This window comes from Streptomyces sp. AC550_RSS872 (assembly GCF_019049285.1).
In the GTDB taxonomy this organism is placed as follows: Bacteria; Actinomycetota; Actinomycetes; order Streptomycetales; family Streptomycetaceae; genus Streptomyces.
On record NZ_JAGMUL010000169.1, the window covers coordinates 69,239 to 89,091 of the forward strand.

18 protein-coding genes are annotated in these 19,853 nt (G+C 69.5%); 15 read left to right on the forward strand and 3 right to left on the reverse strand.

Annotated features, from left to right (window positions below; genetic code table 11):
* Positions 1–5 precede the first annotated feature (5 nt).
* From pafA to KUM44_RS38610, 10 genes are all read left to right on the forward strand, one after another.
* Positions 6–1,367 carry a Pup--protein ligase gene (pafA, locus tag KUM44_RS38565; protein ID WP_217214436.1) on the forward strand — a complete coding sequence of 454 codons (1,362 nt, stop codon included), beginning with the start codon at positions 6–8 and terminating at the stop codon, positions 1,365–1,367.
* A 128-nt stretch (positions 1,368–1,495) separates the two neighbouring features.
* Positions 1,496–2,500: an FKBP-type peptidyl-prolyl cis-trans isomerase gene (locus KUM44_RS38570; RefSeq protein ID WP_217214437.1), complete on the forward strand. Its 1,005-nt coding sequence runs from the start codon at positions 1,496–1,498 to the stop codon at positions 2,498–2,500.
* A 58-nt stretch (positions 2,501–2,558) separates the two neighbouring features.
* A complete protein-coding gene (locus tag KUM44_RS38575; RefSeq protein ID WP_030053355.1) occupies positions 2,559–2,930 on the forward strand; it encodes an FKBP-type peptidyl-prolyl cis-trans isomerase in 372 nt (123 codons plus the stop codon).
* Between the two features lie 171 nt (positions 2,931–3,101).
* Complete coding sequence (locus tag KUM44_RS38580; RefSeq protein ID WP_217214438.1) at positions 3,102–4,055, forward strand: YafY family protein; 954 nt, start codon at positions 3,102–3,104, stop codon at positions 4,053–4,055.
* Positions 4,056–4,074: 19 nt separating this feature from the next.
* A complete protein-coding gene (locus tag KUM44_RS38585; protein ID WP_217214439.1) occupies positions 4,075–5,091 on the forward strand; it encodes a YafY family protein in 1,017 nt (338 codons plus the stop codon).
* A 68-nt stretch (positions 5,092–5,159) separates the two neighbouring features.
* Complete coding sequence (locus tag KUM44_RS38590; RefSeq protein WP_217214440.1) at positions 5,160–5,453, forward strand: CpXC domain-containing protein; 294 nt, start codon at positions 5,160–5,162, stop codon at positions 5,451–5,453.
* A gap of 20 nt (positions 5,454–5,473) precedes the next feature.
* The gene (locus KUM44_RS38595) at positions 5,474–5,668 is read left to right on the forward strand and encodes a hypothetical protein (protein ID WP_217214441.1); all 195 of its coding nucleotides are present in this window, start codon (positions 5,474–5,476) and stop codon (positions 5,666–5,668) included.
* 258 nt (positions 5,669–5,926) lie between these two features.
* The gene (gene tatA / locus KUM44_RS38600) at positions 5,927–6,217 is read left to right on the forward strand and encodes a Sec-independent protein translocase subunit TatA (protein WP_217214442.1); all 291 of its coding nucleotides are present in this window, start codon (positions 5,927–5,929) and stop codon (positions 6,215–6,217) included.
* A 47-nt stretch (positions 6,218–6,264) separates the two neighbouring features.
* Positions 6,265–7,194 carry a twin-arginine translocase subunit TatC gene (gene tatC / locus KUM44_RS38605; protein WP_234764755.1) on the forward strand — a complete coding sequence of 310 codons (930 nt, stop codon included), beginning with the start codon at positions 6,265–6,267 and terminating at the stop codon, positions 7,192–7,194.
* Between the two features lie 115 nt (positions 7,195–7,309).
* Positions 7,310–10,162: an RNA helicase gene (locus KUM44_RS38610; RefSeq protein WP_217214573.1), complete on the forward strand. Its 2,853-nt coding sequence runs from the start codon at positions 7,310–7,312 to the stop codon at positions 10,160–10,162.
* An 81-nt stretch (positions 10,163–10,243) separates the two neighbouring features.
* Here the strand turns inward: KUM44_RS38610 and helR are convergent, their stop codons facing one another.
* Positions 10,244–12,424 carry an RNA polymerase recycling motor ATPase HelR gene (gene helR, locus KUM44_RS38615; RefSeq protein ID WP_217214443.1) on the reverse strand — a complete coding sequence of 727 codons (2,181 nt, stop codon included), beginning with the start codon at positions 12,422–12,424 and terminating at the stop codon, positions 10,244–10,246.
* 242 nt (positions 12,425–12,666) lie between these two features.
* Positions 12,667–13,869 carry a glycosyltransferase gene (locus tag KUM44_RS38620; protein ID WP_217214574.1) on the reverse strand — a complete coding sequence of 401 codons (1,203 nt, stop codon included), beginning with the start codon at positions 13,867–13,869 and terminating at the stop codon, positions 12,667–12,669.
* Positions 13,870–14,345: 476 nt separating this feature from the next.
* Between KUM44_RS38620 and KUM44_RS38625 the strand changes: the two genes are divergently transcribed.
* From KUM44_RS38625 to KUM44_RS38645, 5 genes are all read left to right on the forward strand, one after another.
* A complete protein-coding gene (locus KUM44_RS38625) occupies positions 14,346–15,947 on the forward strand; it encodes an ATP-binding protein (RefSeq protein WP_217214444.1) in 1,602 nt (533 codons plus the stop codon).
* Positions 15,944–16,351: a roadblock/LC7 domain-containing protein gene (locus tag KUM44_RS38630; protein WP_062722698.1), complete on the forward strand. Its 408-nt coding sequence runs from the start codon at positions 15,944–15,946 to the stop codon at positions 16,349–16,351. Before KUM44_RS38625 ends, KUM44_RS38630 begins: the two co-directional genes overlap by 4 nt.
* Positions 16,348–16,749, forward strand: coding sequence for a DUF742 domain-containing protein (locus tag KUM44_RS38635; protein ID WP_217214445.1), 402 nt, complete (start codon positions 16,348–16,350; stop codon positions 16,747–16,749). The genes KUM44_RS38630 and KUM44_RS38635 overlap by 4 nt, the downstream gene beginning before the upstream one ends.
* A complete protein-coding gene (locus KUM44_RS38640) occupies positions 16,730–17,350 on the forward strand; it encodes an ATP/GTP-binding protein (RefSeq protein WP_062722696.1) in 621 nt (206 codons plus the stop codon). The genes KUM44_RS38635 and KUM44_RS38640 overlap by 20 nt, the downstream gene beginning before the upstream one ends.
* A 61-nt stretch (positions 17,351–17,411) precedes the next feature.
* Positions 17,412–18,881 (forward strand): cytochrome P450, encoded by a 1,470-nt coding sequence (locus tag KUM44_RS38645; protein ID WP_217214446.1) that lies wholly within the window; start codon positions 17,412–17,414, stop codon positions 18,879–18,881.
* A gap of 18 nt (positions 18,882–18,899) precedes the next feature.
* Here the strand turns inward: KUM44_RS38645 and KUM44_RS38650 are convergent, their stop codons facing one another.
* A complete protein-coding gene (locus KUM44_RS38650) occupies positions 18,900–19,841 on the reverse strand; it encodes an RluA family pseudouridine synthase (RefSeq protein WP_217214448.1) in 942 nt (313 codons plus the stop codon).
* Positions 19,842–19,853 lie beyond the last annotated feature (12 nt).

The window sequence follows — 19,853 nt, forward strand, 5'->3', positions numbered from 1 at the left end:
CAGTCATGGACCGCCGCATTTTCGGGCTGGAGAACGAGTACGGCGTCACGTGCACGTTCAGGGGACAGCGCCGCCTGTCGCCTGACGAGGTGGCGCGGTACCTCTTCCGCCGTGTCGTGTCATGGGGCCGTAGCAGCAATGTCTTCCTGCGGAACGGCGCCCGCCTCTATCTCGACGTGGGATCGCATCCGGAATACGCGACACCGGAATGTGACAACGTGACCGAACTGGTCACCCACGACAAAGCAGGCGAGCGCATTCTCGAAGGACTCCTGGTGGACGCCGAACGACGCCTGCACGAGGAGGGAATCGCGGGCGACGTCTACCTCTTCAAGAACAACACCGACTCGGCGGGCAACTCGTACGGATGCCACGAGAACTATCTGGTGGCACGCCATGGCGAGTTCTCCCGGCTCGCGGACATCCTCATCCCGTTCCTGGTTACCCGGCAGCTCCTGTGCGGCGCCGGGAAGGTGCTGCAAACTCCGCGTGGCGCGGTGTACTGCGTCAGTCAGCGGGCGGAGCACATCTGGGAGGGCGTCTCCTCGGCGACGACGCGTTCCCGGCCGATCATCAACACGCGTGACGAGCCGCACGCGGATGCCGAGCGTTACCGTCGCCTGCATGTGATCGTGGGCGACTCGAACATGTCCGAGACGACCATGCTGCTGAAGGTCGGTGCGACCGATCTGGTGCTGCGCATGATCGAGGCGGGCACGGTGATGCGGGATCTGACCCTGGAGAACCCGATCCGGGCGATCCGCGAGGTCAGCCATGACATCACCGGTCGCCGCAAGGTGCGCCTGGCCAGTGGCCGGGAGGCGTCGGCGCTTGAGGTGCAGCGCGAGTACTACGAGAAGGCCGTGGACTTCTGTGAGCGCCGTGGCATCCGTACGGGCACGGTCGAGCAGGTCCTGGAGCTGTGGGGCCGCACGCTGGACGCGATCGAGGCGGAGGACCTCGACCGGATCGGTACCGAGATCGACTGGGTCATCAAGTACAAACTGATCGAGCGGTACCGGGCCAAGCACAACATGACCATGTCGCATCCGCGGGTCGCGCAGATAGACCTCGCCTACCACGACATCCACCGTCGTCGTGGTCTGTACTACCTGCTGGAGAAGAAGGGGCAAGCGGCTCGTATCTGCAACGACTTGAAGATCTTCGAGGGCAAGTCGGTTCCGCCGCAGACCACTCGGGCCCGGCTGCGCGGTGATTTCATCCGCAGGGCCCAGGAACAGCGTCGGGACTTCACCGTCGACTGGGTTCATCTCAAGCTCAACGACCAGGCGCAGCGTACGGTCTTGTGCAAGGACCCGTTCCGTTCGGTGGACGATCGGGTGGAGAAACTCATCGCCGGTATGTGAGCGTCGGGTTCCGGCGGGTTTTCCGGAACGCAACGCGGGCGCCGTACGTTTCCCGTACGGCGCCCTTCTCACGCCGTAGAGTTGCGCGCACGCCATCCACAAGATCGACCGATTACGAGGCTCTCACCGTGCGCCGACGCTCACTTCTCATCGCCGTACCCGCAGGAATGGTCACGCTCGCCGCATGCGGCGATGACAAGGACGACAAGGCGAGTGACAGTGCGTCGCCCTCGGCTCCGGCGACATCGGCGGTTCCGTCGCCGAAGATCGTGGACGGTCCGCTGCCGGCGATCACCGCGGGCACGAAGTTCGGGGAGAAGCCGACGGTCGCCAAGGGCAGCGGCGATCCGTCGAAGGACCTGGCGGTCAAGACGGTCATCGCGGGCAACGGCAAGACGGTGGCGGAGAACGACTTCGTCGTGGCCAACTATCTCGGGCAGATCTGGGCCACCGGCAAGTCCTTCGACAACTCCTACGACACCAAGAAGCCGCTGCTCATCAAGCTCGCCGAGGGCAGTGTCATCGCCGGCTGGCGGTACGGCCTGGCGGGGCGCAAGGCGGGCAGCCGCGTCCAGATGGCCATTCCGCCGACCTGGGGGTATGGCCCGCAGGGCAACGCGGACGCGGGGATCAAGGGCACCGACACGCTGGTCTTCGTCATCGATGTCCAGGAGGCGTTCAACGCCAAGAGTTCGGCGAAGGGCGAGGCCGTCGCCCAGGACGACGCCGATCTGCCGAAGGTCGGCACGAACACCGACGGCAAGGCGCCCTCCCTGACCGTCCCCAAGACGGACGCGCCGACGAAGCTGGTGACGGCGTATGTCCTGGAGGGCGACGGTGCCGAGGTCAAGGCGGAGCAGACCGTCCTGTGCCAGTTCAAGGGCGTGGTCTGGGACAGCGGCAAGGAGTTCGAGTCGAGCTACCGGCAGGGACAGCTGAGCCAGTTCGCGCTGCCCCAGATGGAGCAGGTCGTGAAGGGCCTGGCGCAGGGTTTGAGGGGTAAGAAGGTGGGCAGCCGGGTGCTGGTCGTCGTACCCCCGGACCTGGCCTACGGCGACACCCCGCCGAGTGGCGGTGTCATCAAGAAGGGCTCCACGCTGGTCTTCTCGGTCGACATCCTGGCGGCGATGTAGCCCGGTCCGGATGTAAGACTGTGCTGTTGCCTTTCCACAAGAAGCAGGAGCGTAAGACGTGAGCATCGACAAGCCCGAGATCGACTTCCCGGGCGGCGAGCCCCCGGCGGACCTCGAGATCAAGGACATCTGGGAGGGCGACGGCGCGGTTGCGCAGGCGGGCCAGACCGTCACCGTGCACTACGTGGGTGTCGCCTTCAGCACGGGCGAGGAGTTCGACGCGAGCTGGAACCGCGGTACGCCGTTCCGTTTCCCGCTCGGTGGCGGCCGTGTCATCAAGGGCTGGGACCAGGGCGTGCAGGGCATGAAGGTCGGTGGCCGTCGCCAGCTGACCATCCCGGCCCACCTCGCCTACGGCAACCAGAGCCCGACTCCCGCGATCAAGCCCGGCGAGACCCTGATCTTCGTGGTCGACCTGCTCGGCGTCTGATCGTCGTGTCCGACGGTCGCTTCCGGTCGGCGCACGGTTGATCGGCGTACGACCGGACCCGACTACCTGGGGCCCATGCCTGTCCGGGCATGGGCCCTCGGCTTTTGCCAGGCCACCGCGGAGCGGTACGGTCATCGTCCGTAAGCACCATAGGGAAGGCGAAGGGCGTCGATGGCCATTGCCAAGGCCGAGCGGCTCATGAACCTGGCGCTGTGTCTGCTCGGGACGCGGCGGCCACTGAGCAAGCGCGAGCTGCGTGAGTCCATCGAGGCCTATCTGGAGGCCGGCTCCGACGACTCCTTCAACCGGATGTTCGAGCGCGACAAGGATGATCTGCGCGAGCTCGGCCTGGTCATCGAGACGGTGGAGAACCTGGACGGCGAGGTCGGCTATCTGGCCCGCCGGGACAGCAACCGCCTCCCGCCCATCACCCTGGACGCCGAGGAGGCCGCCGCTCTGGGGCTGGCCGCGAAGGTGTGGCAGCAGGTCCGGCTCGCGGGCGCGGCCAGCGGCGCCCTGCAGAAGCTGCGCGCGGCCGGGCTGCCCGAGGATGTCGACCCGTACGAGGCGCATGGCGCGCTGGAGCCTCGTATCCCGGTGCACGAGGCCGCGTTCGAGCCGCTGATGCTGGCCTGCCGCGACCGTCGCCCCGTCCTCTTCGACTACCGCAAGGCCACCGCCGCCCGCCCCGAACCCCGGCATGTCGAGCCGTGGGCGCTGGAGTGCTGGCGCGGCCACTGGTATCTGGCGGGCTGGGACCGTGACCGCGGCGCCGAGCGGGTGTTCCGGCTGTCGCGGATCACGGGCAAGGTGCGTTCGCGGGGCGCGCGGTTCACCGCGCCGGTCCCCGATGTCGTCACCGTGCGGGAGACCGTGGCGAGTTGGGCGGGGGAGACCGCCGACCGCTCCGCGCTGATCCGGCTGCGTACGGACGCCGGGTACCCCCTTCGGGCGAAGGCCACGGCGGTGCGGGAACTCGGGGACGGCTGGGACGAGTTGGAGATTCCGTACGGCCACGGGCTGGATGCGTGGCTGGTGGAGTTCGGGCCCGATGTGGTGGTCCTGGAGCCCGCGGAGCTGCGGGCCGACGTGGTGGACCGGCTGCGTGCCGTGGCCAAGGGCTGAGGGGGAGCGGAGCGACACAGTGGCAGGCAAACCGGTTCGACCCGTCAACGCCATCGACCAGACCCGGCGGATGCTCTCCCTGGTGACGTATCTGAGGGAGCGTCCCGGTGCCCGCGTCGAGGACGTCGCACGTGCCTTCGGCATCTCCGAGGACGAGCTGGTCTCGGACCTCGACGTGCTGCCCATGTGCGGCACCAGCTTCCGCGGCGGCGATCTGCTCGACATCGACACCGACGGCGAACGCATCTGGTGGCACAACCCCGACGACGTCGCCGAGCCACTGCGGCTCGCCGCCGACGAGGCCACCGCGCTGCTGGTGGCCGCCCGGGCCGTGTCCACGCTGCCCGGGCTGCGCGAGAGCGACCGGCAGGCGCTGCTGCGGGCGACCGCCAAGGTGGAGGCAGCGGCCGGGGAGGCGGCCGGCGCCAGCTCCCGGCTGTCGGTGACCTTCGAGGCCGAGGGCGGCGTCTTCGCCGACGTCGACCGGGCGATCTCCGAGCGGCGGCGGCTGTGGATCCGCTACTACTCACCCGCCCGGGACGAGGTCACCGAGCGTGAGATCGACCCGATCCGACTCGTCAGCGTCGGCCACACCTACGTCGAGGCCTGGTGCCGGCGCTCCGAGGCGCGTCGCACCTTCCGGCTCGACCGGGTCGCCGAGATCAAGATCCTGGACGAGCCGTCCGCGCCGCCCGAGGTCGAGCTGCGGGACCTGTCGGAGGGGCTGGTACAGCCCGCAGCGGAGGATCCCGAGGTCGTCGTCGAGGTCGGGCCCGGCGGACGCTGGGTTGCCGAGTACTACCCGCACGACAGCGCCGATGAGCTGGCGGACGGCGGGCTGCGTATCACTCTGCGTACCCCCGACCCCGCGTCGCTGCGGCGCCTGGCGCTCCGGCTCGGACGTGACGGCCGTATCGTCTCGCCCACCGAGCTGGCCGACAGCGCCCGGCAGGCGGCCCGCGAGGCGCTGGCGGCGTACGACGGGGTCGAGACGCGAGGCGCTCACGGGGCGCACTCGATACCGGACGGGCAGTAGCACAGGCCGGCGGGACAGGCAGCTCGGCAGGCAGTGGGACAAGCGGTGCGACAGGCGGGAGCAGGACTTTGAGCGAGTCGGCGACGTCCGGGGTGCGGGAAGTGACGGTGGCGTCCGCGTTCGCCGGGATGAGAAGCGTCTCCCCGGTGCTGTTCAAGGCGGGCTGCCCGGACTGCCGGGGCCGTTTCGAGCTCACCGCGGGCGCCCTTCGACTCGCCATCGGCGCGACCAGCCGTACGACGTTCTACTCCTTCACCTGTCCCGAGTGCGGCGCGTCCGTCCGCAAGCCGGCGGGGGAGCGGATCGTCGAGCTGCTGACGGGCGGCGGGGTCAGCACCCTGCGGCTGCACTCCACGCTGTAGGACGGTCTAGGCTCGGCGTCATGTTCTGGCCGATGTTCGCGGTAGCTGTGGGTTTTCTGGGTCTCGTGGTGCTCGGCGTGCTCGCCGTGCGGGTCTTCCTGGAGGCACAGCGCCTCGGCCGGCAGGTCACGGACTCCGCGCGACGCATCAGCAGCGCGGCGGAGGACCTGGAACGGGCGACCGCGAGTGCGGCCCGGGCTGTGGACTCGCTGTAGTTCGCTCAAGGATTCGGTGTGAGAGCTGCGTCGCGTGCGTTTTGGGCCACTTCGCCCTGTCAACTTGCCGCCCCCGCCAGGTACGCTGCGGATTGCGGCCCCGAGAGCGAGGCGCGGGCCCGCGGACTGGGAGTATGCACAGGGATTGTCTCGCGTTCACCCCTGAGCGTTACGATCGCTGGCAGCACGGTGGTCGGATGAATGTCCGACCTGCCGGGTAATCGGACCATGTCGCCTCGGTGAAGAAGGTATACAGCTATGGGTAGGCTCGGCCCCACCGAGATCATTCTGATCCTCGTAGTCATCATCCTGCTGTTCGGCGCCAAGAAGCTCCCGGACATGGCCCGTTCCCTCGGCAAGTCGGCTCGCATCCTCAAGAGCGAGGCCAAGGCGATGAAGGACGAGGACAAGTCCGCCGCCCCGGCCGACCCGCCGAACAACAACACCGGCGACCAGCAGCCCCCCGCCCAGCGCATCATCCAGGCCGCCCCCGGCGACGCGACGAACGCTCGCCCGGTCAACGAGCCGACGGACACCACGAAGCGCTGACGCAGGGCCGGTGACCTCCGGCCCGCCGCACGAGATGGGAACGTGGGTTGCTGAAGTCTGCCCGCAAGAAGGAGAAGGATCCCGAGGGGCGGATGCCCCTCGTGGAACACCTTCGTGAGCTCCGCAACCGGCTCGCGAAGGGCATGCTGGCGATCACGGTCGTCACCATCGTGGCCGCCTTCTACAACGCGGAACTCATGAAGTTCCTCTCCGATCCGGTGCCTCGCTGTACCACGGGACTCGGTGAGACCACGGGCGGTGCCTGCGCGGTCGTCGCGTACACCGACCTGCTTTCTCCCTTCACGACCACGGTGAAGGTGAGCCTCATGGCGGGCATCGTTCTGTCCAGCCCTGTCTGGCTCTATCAGCTGTGGGCGTTCGTCGCCCCGGGTCTGCACAAGAGCGAGCGCAAGTACACGTACTACTTCGTGGCCGCAGCGGTGCCGCTGTTCTTCGGGGGCGCCTGGCTCGCCTACACGATCATGCCGATCAGCATGCGTGTCCTGCTGGGCATCACGCCCGACGGGTCGGCGAACATCCTGCCGATGGACAAGATCCTCGACTTCAGCGTCCGGATGGTGCTTGTCTTCGGTGCGGCCTTCGAGCTTCCCTTGCTCCTGGTCATGCTCAACCTGACGGGCATGGTGACAGGACGCCGGATGCTCGGCTGGTGGCGCGGCGTCGTGATGGGTGTCTTCGTCTTCGGCGCTGTGGCGACTCCCACCACCGACCCCATCGGCATGATGGCTCTCGCCGGCCCGATCGTCATCCTTTACTTCATGGCGGTGGGCTTCTCCATCCTGAACGACCGACGCCGCCGCCGTAACGATCCCGACGCCGAGCTCGACGACGACGAGGCCTCTGACCTCGATCTGACCCCCGAGAGCATCGACGAGGTCGAGACCGTCTCCGCGAGCCGGGCGCTGCCCGAGCAGGCGAGCACGGAGCGGGTCAACGGCTACGACGACGTGACCTGAGAACAGATGTCTTGAGGCCGATGCGGCCGGGGCGCCTACGGGGCGCACCCGGTCGCTTTCGCTGTGCGGCCGTGAGCTGCGGGGATCCCGGGTTCGTCGAGTGCCGATCCGGATAATGATCGTCCTGTTGTCAGTGGCGCCCGGTACGCTCGAAAGCACGATGACAGAGGACCTCTCACCGGCCGAGCGGTACGCGGCAGCACGCAGGCGCGCTGTCGAGCAGGCCACCGCGCTCGCCTCCTTCCGCGAGATGTACGACTTCGGCCTCGACCCCTTCCAGATCGAGGCCTGCCAGGCACTCGAGGCGGGCAAGGGCGTACTGGTGGCCGCGCCCACCGGCTCCGGCAAGACGATCGTCGGCGAGTTCGCCGTCCACCTCGCCCTGATGCAGGGCAAGAAGTGCTTCTACACGACACCCATCAAGGCGCTGTCCAACCAGAAGTACGCCGACCTGTGCCGCCGTTACGGCGACGGCATGGTCGGTCTGCTCACCGGCGACAACAGCATCAACTCCGACGCCCCGGTGGTCGTGATGACGACCGAGGTGCTGCGGAACATGCTGTACGCCGGGTCGCAGACCCTCCTCGGCCTCGGCTATGTGGTCATGGACGAGGTGCACTACCTCTCCGACCGCTTCCGCGGCGCCGTATGGGAAGAGGTGATCATCCACCTTCCCGAGTCGGTCACGCTCGTCTCACTGTCGGCGACCGTGTCGAACGCCGAGGAGTTCGGCGACTGGCTCGACACCGTCCGCGGTGACACCGAGGTGATCGTCTCCGAGCACCGGCCCGTACCCCTGTTCCAGCACGTGCTCGCCGGACGCCGGATGTACGACCTGTTCGAGGAGGGCGAGGGCAGCAAGAAGGCGGTCAACCCCGACCTCATGCGGCTGGCCCGGATGGAGGCCACCCGACCGTCGTACCAGGACCGCAGACGCGGCCGGAACATGCGCGAGGCCGACCGGGAGCGAGAGCGCAGACAGCGCTCCCGGGTGTGGACGCCGGGGCGCCCCGAGGTCATCGAACGCCTCGACGCCGAGGGGCTGCTGCCCGCCATCACCTTCATCTTCAGCCGCGCCGCGTGCGAGGCCGCCGTACAGCAGTGCCTGTACGCCGGGCTCAGGCTGAACGACGACGAGGCGCGGGAGAAGGTGCGGGCCCTCGTCGAGGAGCGCACCGCGGCCATCCCGTCCGAGGATCTGCATGTCCTTGGCTACTACGAATGGCTGGAAGGCCTGGAGCGCGGCATAGCCGCTCACCACGCGGGCATGTTGCCGACCTTCAAGGAGGTCGTCGAGGAACTGTTCGTCCGCGGCCTGGTGAAGGCCGTGTTCGCCACCGAGACGCTGGCGCTGGGCATCAACATGCCCGCCCGGTCAGTGGTGTTGGAGAAGCTCGTCAAGTGGAACGGCGAGCAGCACGCCGACATCACCCCCGGTGAGTACACGCAGCTGACCGGCCGTGCGGGCCGCCGCGGCATCGACGTCGAGGGCCACGCCGTGGTGCTGTGGCAGCGCGGCTCCAGCCCCGAGCACCTCGCGGGACTGGCAGGTACGCGCACGTACCCGCTGAAGTCCAGCTTCAAGCCGTCGTACAACATGGCGGTCAACCTGGTCGAGCAGTTCGGCCGGCACCGTTCGCGCGAACTGCTGGAGACGTCGTTCGCGCAGTTCCAGGCCGACAAGTCGGTCGTCGGGATCTCCCGGCAGGTGCAGCGCAACGAGGAGGGGCTGGAGGGCTACAAGGAGTCCATGACGTGCCACCTCGGCGACTTCGAGGAGTACGCGCGACTGCGCCGCGAACTCAAGGACCGCGAGACCGAGTTGGCCCGCGAGGGCGCGGCACAGCGGCGCGCGGAGGCCGCCGTCGCGCTGGAGAAACTCAAGCCGGGCGACGTCATCCATGTGCCGACGGGCAAGTACGCCGGTCTCGCGCTGGTGCTGGACCCCGGTCTGCCCGCCGGCCGGTCCAACGGCCACCGCGGCTTCGAGCACCACGACGGCCCCCGCCCGCTGGTCCTGACCGCCGAACGGCAGGTCAAGCGGCTGGCGTCCATGGACTTCCCGGTACCCGTCGAGGCCTTGGAGCGGATGCGGATCCCCAAGTCCTTCAACCCGCGCTCCCCGCAGTCCCGTCGGGACCTCGCCTCCGCACTGCGCACCAAGGCGGGGCACATCCCGCCCGAGCGGCACCGCAAGCGGCGCTCCCAGGCGGCGGACGACCGGGAGATCGCCCGCCTGCGCAAGGACATCCGCGCCCACCCCTGCCATGGCTGCAACGACCGTGAGGACCACGCCCGTTGGGCCGAGCGCTACCACCGGCTGCTGCGGGACACCTCGCAGCTGGAGCGCCGTATCGAAGGCCGTACGAACACCATCGCCCGTACGTTTGACCGCATCGTGGCGCTGCTGACCGAGCTGGACTATCTGCGCGGCGACGAGGTCACCGAGCACGGCAAGCGGCTCGCCCGGCTGTACGGCGAACTCGACCTGCTGGCCAGCGAGTGCCTGCGGGAGCGGGTGTGGGAGGGCCTCGGCCCGGCCGAACTGGCCGCCTGTGTCTCGGCGTTGGTGTACGAGGCGCGGGTCGGGGACGATGCGATGGCGCCGAAGCTGCCTTCGGGCAAGGCCAAGGCGGCGCTCGGTGAGATGGTGCGGATCTGGGGGCGGCTCGACGCCCTTGAGGAGGACTTCCGGATCACGCAGAGCGAAGGGGTCGGGCAGCGTGAGCCGGATCTCGGGTTCGCCTGGGCCGCGTACATGTGGGCCAGCGGCTCGGGGCTCGATGAGGTGCTGCGCGAGGCGGAGATGCCGGCCGGGGACTTCGTGCGGTGGTGCAAGCAGGTGATTGATGTGCTGGGGCAGATCGCGGCGGCTTCTCCTGCGGAGGGCTCCACTGTGGCCAAGAGTGCGCGTAAGGCTGTTGATGGGTTGCTGCGGGGAGTTGTGGCCTATTCGTCCGTGGGGTGAGGGGTTCGTCGGCGGGGGCGGGTTCGTTGTGGCTTGTCGCGCAGTTCCCCGCGCCCCTACCCGGCTTGCACTCGTCGTGTCTCAGGATGTGCGGGTGAGAATGACCAACTGCTGGGTTGCTCGCGTCATTGCCACGTAGCGGTCCACCGCTCCCTCGATGCCCTCGCCGAAGGTCTGTGGGTCGACCAGGATCACCAGGTCGAATTCGAGGCCCTTCGACAGCTCTGGGGTCAAGGACTTGACGCGGTCCGTCGGGTGGAACTCGGGGGCGCCGATCACACAGGCGATCCCCTCGGTGTGCTCGGCGAGCCAGGTGCGGAGGATCGCGTCGAGTTCCGTAGCGGCTCCATGGACGACCGGGACGCCGGTGCTGCGGATGGACGTCGGTACGTTCGCGTCCGGGAGGGCGGTGCGGATGACCGGCTCGGCCGCCGTCATGATCTCTTCCGGGGTCCGGTAGTTGATGCTCAGGGACGTCAGGTCGATGCGGCCGAAGCCGACTCGTTCGAGGCGTTCCCGCCAGGACTCCGTGAAGCCGTGCCTGGCCTGGGCGCGGTCGCCGACGATGGTGAAGCTGCGGGACGGGCAGCGCAGCAGCAGCATCTGCCATTCCGCGTCGGTGAGTTCCTGGGCCTCGTCGACGACGATGTGCGCGAACGGTCCGGCGAGCAGGTCGGGGTCGGCGGTGGGCAGGGCCGAGTCGTCGACCAGGGAGTTCTGCATGTCCTGCCCGTGCAGCATGATCAGGACGCCTTCGCCGTCGTCGTAGCTGTGGGCTGCGAGGAGGTCGTCGACGACCCTGCCCATGCGCTCGCGTTCGGCGGCGACGGTGGCCTCGTGGCGGCGTTTGCGCCGAGAGGCCTCGGGGTCGCCGAGCCGCTGACGTGCCGCGTCCAGGAGCGGCAGGTCGGACACCGTCCAGGCCTGGGCGTCCGCGCGCTGGAGGCGCTGGACCTCCTCGCGGCTGAGCCAGGGGGCGCACATCCGCAGGTACGCGGGCACCGACCACAGATCGCCGACCAGGTCCGCCGCTTCGAGCAGCGGCCATGCGCGGTTGAAGGCCGTGAGCAGCTCCCTGTTCTGCGTCAGTGACCTGCGCAGCAGGCCGGGCGAGACGTCGCCGTCCTGTGTCGAGGCGTCGCCTTGGTGTTTGTCCGCCAGGATCGTGAGCAGTTCCTCCCACACCTGGTCGCGCGCCTCGTTGTGCGGAGTACCGGGTTCCGCCGCCTCGAACGCCACGGCCCAGTCGTCGGAGCTGAGCCAGACATCCGACCAGTGGGTCGTGACCGTCATCCCCTTGACGGGCGGCTCCTCGTAGAACCGGACGGCCTTCTCGATCGCCTTCACCAGGTCCGCGGACGACTTCAGACGGGCCACCTCGGGGTCGGCCTCGACGGTCGCCGTGGCGCCCTCGGCGACGAGGTCACGCAGGATGCAGGTCTGCACGCCCTCCTCTCCGAGGCTGGGCAGGACGTCGGAGACGTAGGCCAGGTACGGGCGGTGCGGACCGACGAAGAGCACGCCGCCCCGGCGGTGACCGAGGCGGGGGTCGGAGTGGAGGAGGTAGGCCGAGCGGTGCAGGGCGACGACGGTCTTGCCGGTGCCCGGGCCGCCGTCGACGACGAGGGCGCCCCGGGATCCCGCGCGGATGATGGCGTCCTGGTCGGCCTGGATCGTGCCGAGCACGTCCCGCATCCGGGGTGAGCGGTCGCTGCCCAGGCTGGCGATGAAGGCGGACTGGTCGTCGAGGGCTGCGTGGTGCCCGCCGAACCCGTCCGAGGCGAACACCTCGTCCCAGTAGTCCCCGATCCGGCCTTCGGTCCAGCGGTACCGGCGGCGGCTGGCCAGCCCCATCGGGTTGGCGTGGGTGGCGCCGAAGAACGGCTCGGCGGCCGGGGAGCGCCAGTCGAGCAGCAGACGCCGGCCGGTGCTGTCCGTCAGGCCGAGGCGCCCGATGTACACGGGCTCGGCGTCGTCCGCGCCGACCATGTGTCCCAGACACAGGTCCAGGCCGAAGCGCCGCAGGGTGCGCAGACGCGCGGTCAGCCGGTGGACCTCGATGTCCCGGTCCATGGCCTGCTGGCCCTTGCCGCCGGGCGCCCTGCGTGCGGCGTCGAGGCGGTCGGTGAGTTCGGCGATCGACTGTTCGAGGCACTCCGCGATGGCCGCGAAGTGCTGCTCGTCACCGGCGATCAGGATCGGGTCCGCCTTGGGGGAGAGGCGATCGGGGAGGTCGAACGCGCTGGTGGTCAGGCGTTTCAAGAAATCAGCTCCGAAAGTGGGGTGGTCGATTGCGGTGTTGCGGTGTTGCGGTGTGCGGCCTCGCGGCCAACGGCCTCGCGGCCTCGCGGCCTGTGGTCTTGCGCGGCGCGAGGCGCCTGGACGTTCACGCGGTGCGCGCGGGGCTGCCCGTTCCCAGACTGGCTGTCGCCGGACTGGCTGTCGCCGGACTGGCTGTCCCGGACGGGCTGCCCCCGGACTGGCTGTCCCGGACGGAGCTGTCCTCAGAAGGCCCCGTTGAGCAGCAGCCTCGCGGCCACGTCCGTCCCGTCGGTGCGGATCGTCGCCGCCACGGCGGCCGCACGCGTGCGGGTCTCGGGCGTGAGCGCCGCCTCGACCGCGGCGGACAGGGACTCCAAGGTCGGCGTCGGACCGTCGTGCGCCGCGCCGATGCCGAGGTCGGCGACCCGGCCGGCCCAGTACGGCTGGTCCGCCAGCTGGGGCACGACGACCTGGGGTGCGCCGGCCCGGGCGGCCGTGGTCGTCGTCCCCGCGCCGCCGTGGTGCACGACGGCGGCCACCCGGGCGAACAGGGCCTGATGGTTGGCCTCGCCCACGGCGAAGCAGTCGTCCTGGTCGTCGATCAGGGCGAGGTCGGCCCAGCCGCGGGAGACCAGGACACGACGGCCCTGGGCGCGTACCGCGTCGATGGCCACTTGTGCCGCGTCCGTCGAGGCGTGCAGGGGCATGCTGCCGAAGCCGACGTACACCGGCGGGGTGCCGGCGTCCAGGAAGGCCTCGAGCTCGGCCGGCAGCGGGCGGACGTCGGGTGCGATCCACGCACCGGTCTGGACGGCGTCGAGGCCCGGCATCCCGTGCAGCGGGTCCAGGACCGGGTCCGTCGCCACCCACGGCCGGTCGCCGAAGACGTGGTCGCGGACGTGGGCCACCGGTGGCAGACCCATCGACGCCCGGTTGGTGTTGAGCGCCTCACCGAACAGCGCGTCGATGCTCTGGGCGTCCAGCTCCCACAGCGCCCGGTTGTCCGTCACCTCCGGGGGGAACGGGCGACCCCGGTAGGCGAGCGGCGGGCGCTGCGGCGACGGCAGCGTGAGCTGCTGGAACGTCACGGACACGGAGGGGATGCCCAGTTTCTCGGCCACCGACCGGGCACCGGCCGCGGCCGGCATCATGCCGGTCGCCACCAGCACATCGCATCCCTTTGCCGCCGCGGGCATCACCTCGAACTGGCCGGCGATCACCTCGGCCGCACGCTGGGGCATCGAGGGCGGCACCACCGCCTTCGTCAGCGCACGCGCCGACGGGCCGACCGGCACCAGCGGCACGTCGACACCGGCCAGCCGCCGCGCGAAGTCCTCGTCCGGCGGAGCGCACACCCGCACCTGAGCGCCGAGCTCCCGCAACCGCACCGCGAGCGCGACCATCGGCTCGACGTCCCCCCGTGACCCATAGGTCGACAACAGCACACGCACTTCGCGACTCCCCGTTTCCGCAGGTCTTTTTGGCTTAGGCCGGAGATTCTGCGGTACGACGGGGGCCTTGCCGCAAGCCCCCCGGTGCGCTATAAGTTGAGAGTGGCAAGGGGTCGGAGACCTCCTTGCCTTTCTTTTTGCGTCCGCGGCAGGCCGGACGTCCCCGGAATCCGATCTTCACCCGTCACGGTGAGTGTTTCTCGTACACCCGTACGCCATCACGCAGCGTGTACGAATGTAATCCGAGCGTATAAATGAGGCCGAGCGTACTACCGCCGCGCACCCCATTTCAGGTGCTTGCCGAATATGACACAGCGATGATCCGGTCGGACTAAGCTCGCCCGCAGCGCACCGAGTTGAGGTGTAATCGTGCGCTTGTTCCCCAATCATGCAGAAGAGTCCGACATACCCATGACATTCCCCCATGCAAGCTCCCCCTACACCCACCCGATTCGTTTCAGAGGGCCCACATGGTGAGCGTTCAATCCCCGCCCACTCGGCGTGAACTCCCGTACGCGCGCGTGCTGTTGCTGCCGGCCATAGCGATGGCCGCGGCGACCGGAGCCGCCGTCGCCGTGGTGACGGAGCCGGCCCGGACGGCCGTCGGCGTGTGCGGTGCCGTGGCCATGCTGCTGGTGCTGGTGTCCGCGGCCGAAGTCGTGCGCCGCGGCCGCGCCCTGCGGGATCTGCGGGCCGAGCATGCCCGTCACGCCGCGTATCTGGAAGGGCGCATCGCCGCCCACGACGAGCAGATGAACCGCCTCGCCACGGAGATCACGCCCGCCGCGATCGACCGGCTTCAGCGCGGCGCCTCCACCTATGAGGTGATGCGCGATCTCGCCAAGCTCGACCCGTCCTACGCCCATCTCTCCCGGGCGGAACTGACGTTGGTGCGGTCGATGCTCGACATCGTCGACCACCAGGAAGCGCTCCGCGACTCCGCCCAGCGCTCGTTCGTCAACATCGCTCGGCGCGTCCAGGCGATCGTGCACCAACAGGCCGTGGAACTCCGGGAGATGGAGGAGGACCACGGCCGTAACCCCGAGGTCTTCGACGACCTGCTGCGCATCGACCACGGCACCATGCTGATCGGCCGTCTCGCCGACTCGATCTCCGTGCTCGGCGGCGGCCGACCGGGCCGTCAGTGGCCCGAACCAGTCCCGCTGTACAGCGTGTTGCGCGGCGCCATGTCCCGGATCCTGGAGTACCGCCGCATCAGCCTGGACTCCATCGTCCAGGTCAACATCGCCGGCATCTCCGTCGAGCCGATCATCCACGCCGCGGCCGAACTCCTCGACAACGCCACCCGCTACTCGCCGCCGCAGACCAAGGTGCACGTCACCGCCACCGAGGTGCAGACCGGCATCGCGATCGAGATCGAGGACTCCGGCGTCAGCCTGAGTGAGGAGGCCCGCGCCCGGGTCGAGGGCATGCTGGAGCGTGCCAAGCAGGGCACCGACCTCCAGGACATCGGCGAGTCCCCGCGCCTCGGCCTCGCCGTCGTCGGCCGTCTCTGCACGGCCTTCAACATGCAGGTCTCGCTGCGCTCCTCCGCCTACGGCGGTGTGCGCGCCATCCTCGTGGTGCCGCGCGAGATGATGACCAACGACCCCGCGCCCGGACTCGCCCACGGCATCGGCGCCGGGGCCGCGCCGAAGGCCGACCCCGACGCGCTCGAGGGCCCCAAGCGCGCCCCCAAGAAGCGGCGCCCCACCAGCCCGAAGATCACCGCCGCCATGGCCTCCATGGAAGACGACGCCCCCGTCGTCACCGAATGGACCGCGGGCGGGCTGCCCCAGCGCCGCAGCCGGGTCAAGACCCCGCTCAGCAAGCGCATCGCCGAGCAGGCGGCCATCGAGCAGGCGGAGCGCGAGGGCAGGCCGACCATCTGGTCCACGCCCAAGCCGGACCCCGAGCCCGAGCCGGCGCAGGACGAGTCCGTCCCCGGTGCCTGGGTCGAGGCGTTCTGGAACGGCCTCAAGGACAAGCCCGACCCGCTCACGCTCAAGCCCCGAACCCAACCCGCCCAACCGGCCCGCCCCGAGGCCGACGACGAGGGGGACACCAAGTGATCCAGCAGCGCGCCAACTTCGACTGGATGCTCAAGGAGCTCCACGACGGCGTACCGGGCATCGAGATGATCGTCGTGCTCTCCGCCGACGGTCTGCGCATCGCCCGCTACGGCGGTGACCCGGACACCGCCGACCGTGTCGCCGCGGCGTGCGCGGGGCTACAGAGCCTGGCGAGCGCTGTCGCCACGGAGATCCCGAACAGCGACGGCAAGATGAAGATGGTCCTCATCGAGATCAACGGGGGCTACTTCTATCTGATGGCCGCCGGCGCCAACGCCTATCTCGCCGTGCTCTCCGACACGTTCGCCGAACCCGGCCGGATGAGCAACCGCATGTCCGACCTCGTCGCCCGCATCGGTGCCCATCTCACCAGTCCGCCCAGGCGGAACGGGCAGACCGTATGACTCCTCCGCAACGCCAGCGGCGAGTCCCCAAGGAACAACCGCCTTCGCCACCCCCCGGGCCCGGGAAGCAGAAGAACCCGGAGCGGCTCTTCGTGGTCGCCGGACCGGACGGTGGCGAGCGCGACGGCGACCTCGACCTCGTCACGTTAATCGTGGCGCGCGCCGACCCCCCGCCCTCCGCCACGCCCGAGCAGACGGCGCTGCTCCGGCTCTGTTCCACCCCCCTGTCCGTGGCCGAGCTGTCGGCCTACCTCAACCTGCCGTTCAGCATGATGACGGTGCTGCTCACCGACATGCTGACGGCCGGACTGGTGACGGCCCGCAACCCGATCGTGCGCCAGTCCGTCGCCGACCGTTCAATCCTCGAAGCGGTGATGCATGGACTTCAAAGGCTCTGACACCGTCCCCGGCCCCCGGACCGAGGACCAGCTGCCGCACACGGCCGAGGCCGCGGTCAAGATCGTGATCGTGGGCGGCTTCGGTGTCGGCAAGACGACCATGGTCGGCTCGGTCAGCGAGATCAGGCCGCTGACCACCGAAGAGACCATGACGCAGGCGGGCATCGGCGTCGACGACAACTTCGGCTCGGACACCAAGACGGCCACCACCGTCGCGATGGACTTCGGTCGCATCAGCATCACCGAGCAGCTCGTGCTGTACCTCTTCGGCACCCCGGGCCAGGAACGCTTCTGGTTCCTGTGGAACGGGCTGTTCGACGGTGCGCTGGGCGCGGTCGTGCTGATCGACACCCGCCGCCTGGAGGTCAGCTTCGACGTCATGGGGCGGCTGGAGGAGCGCGGGGTGCCCTTCGTGGTGGCCGTCAACACCTTCCCGGACGCGCCCCGTTACCCCGTTGCCGAACTCCGTACGGCGCTCGACCTGCCCGAGGAGATCCCCATCGTCGAGTGCGACGTACGCCGCCGGGCCTCCAGCCGGGACGTCCTGATGACCCTCATGCGCTTCCTGCACGCGCTGGCCATGGCGAAGGCCCCCGCCTGAGCCGCACGCCCCCCTCTCACTCTCTGTAGACCGGATTCACCTCAGCTTCGGAGCGACCATCGTGACGCCTGAATCCCTCTTCCCGACCGGTACGGACGACCCCACGGTCGCCCCGCCCCCCGGCTGCCCCGCGCACGGCATCGGCCCCGGCGGACTGCGCCGGCTGTACGGCCCCGACGCGGAGGACCTGGGAGCCGTGTACGAAAAACTCCGCGCCGAGCACGGCCCCGTGGCTCCCGCCCTGCTGCACCAGGACGTGCCGGTCTGGGTGGTGCTCGGCCACGCCGAGAATCTGCACATGGTGCGCACTCCTTCGCAGTACTGCCGTGACACCCGGCAGTGGAGCGCCCTACAGGACGGCACGGTCAAGCCCGACCATCCGCTGATGCCGCACTTCGCCTGGCAGCCCATCTGTAGTCACGCCGAGGGCGACGAGCATCTGCGGCTGCGTGGTGCCGTCAACGGCGCCATGTCGACCATCGACCACCGGGGCATCCGCCGCTATATCAACCGCGCCACCCAGCATCTCGTCAACGAGTTCTGCGAGGAGGGCGGGGCCGAGCTGGTCAGTCAGTTCGCCGAGCACCTGCCGATGGTGGTGATGTGCGAGATCCTCGGCATGCCCGAGGAGTACAACGACCGCATCGTGCAGGCCGCCCGCGACATGCCCAAGGGCACCGAGACCGCCATCGCCAGCAACGCGTACCTCATGGACGTCCTGATGCGGCTCACCGCCCGCCGCCGGGCCGACCCCAGGGACGACTTCACCAGCCACCTGATCAACCACCCGGCGCGGCTCACCGACGACGAGGTCGGCCAGCACCTGCGTATCATCCTGGTCGCCGCGTACGAGGCCACCGCCAACCTGATCGCCAACGTGCTGCGGGTGGTGCTCACCGACCCGCGGTTCCGTGCCCAGCTCAGCGGCGGCCAGATGACGGTGCCCGAGGCGGTCGAGCAGTCCCTGTGGGACGAGCCGCCGTTCAGCACCGTGCTTCCCTACGTCGCCAAGCAGGACACGGAGCTGGGCAACCAGCGCATTCGCAAGAGCGACGCTCTCATCCTCGGCATCGCGCCGGGCAACGTCGATCCGCGCGTCAGGCCCGACCTCACCGCCAACATGCAGGGCAACCGCTCCCACCTCGCCTTCGGCGGTGGCTCCCACGAGTGCCCGGGGCAGGACATCGGCCGCGCCATCGCCGAAGTCGGCGTCGATGCGCTGCTGACCCGCCTGCCAGACGTCCAACTCGCCTGCGAGGAGGACGAGCTGTCCTGGCGGGCCACCATCTCCAACCGGCACCTGGTGGAACTGCCGGTGAAGTTCGCGCCCAAGCCCCAGCAGGACGTCATGGCGCAGCCCGCGCACCCGCTGGCGACGCAGCGTTCCAGTACATGGCCGATCAGCACGCCACAGCCGGTCGCGGTGCCTCCGGAACCCGCCCCCGCGGCCACGGCTCCGGCGCCGGCCCCTGAACCGGCCGATCGGCCGGGACTGTTCCGGCGCATCCTGCGCTGGTGGCGCGGCGAGTGAGCCGACCGGGCGTCGGGGCTACCCGGCCCACTCGTCGTACGACGACCAGGCCCGCAGCGCACGCGGGCTGACGAACCGGTGCTCCCGCCCCGTGACCGGATCGGTGAACTCCAGCACCCGCGCCAGCAGTTGCAGCGGACGCCGGAAGTCACCGGCCGGCACGGGGCCGGTCACCACCGGATAGAGGGGATCGCCGAGGATGGGCACCCCCAGGGCGCTCATGTGCACCCTCAGCTGGTGTGTCTGCCCGGTACGAGGTGTCAGGCGGTAGCGGGCACGACCGTCCCGGTGTTCCAGCAACTCGACCCGGCTGACCGCGTTGGGCTCACCCTCGACCTCACGGGCCGCGAGGACCCCGCGCTCCTTGACGATCCGGCTGCGCACGACGCGCGGCAGGTCCAGCGCGGGATCGTACGGGGCCACCGCCTCGTACTCCTTCGCCACCCGTCTGTCGCGGAACAGGGACTGGTACGCGCCGCGCTCCTCCGGTCGCACGGTGAACAGCACCAGCCCAGCCGTCAGCCGGTCCAACCGGTGCGCCGCGCCCAGCGTCGGGAGGCCCAGTTCCCGTCGCAGCCGCGCCAGGGCCGTTTCGGCGACATGGCTGCCGCGAGGCGTGGTGGCCAGGAAGTGGGGCTTGTCGGCCACCACCACGTGCTCGTCCTGGTAGACGACGTCGACCGCGAACGGCACCAGCTCCTCGTCGGGCAGCTCCCGGTGGAACCACACGTACATCCCCGGCGCGTACGCCATGTCCCGAGGCACCGGCCGCCCGGCGGCGTCCACGATCCGCCCCGCGTCGAGCATCCCGTCGATCACGTCGGCTCCGGCTGCGAGTCGCGCCACGAGATGATCCCGCACGGTCGCCCACTCGTCCCCGGCCGGCAATCGCACGCGCACCGGATCGATCCCGCCGCGCTGCGGCAGGGGGGAGGGCGGGGGTGGCGTACGGCGTCTCATCGGGACCCAGCC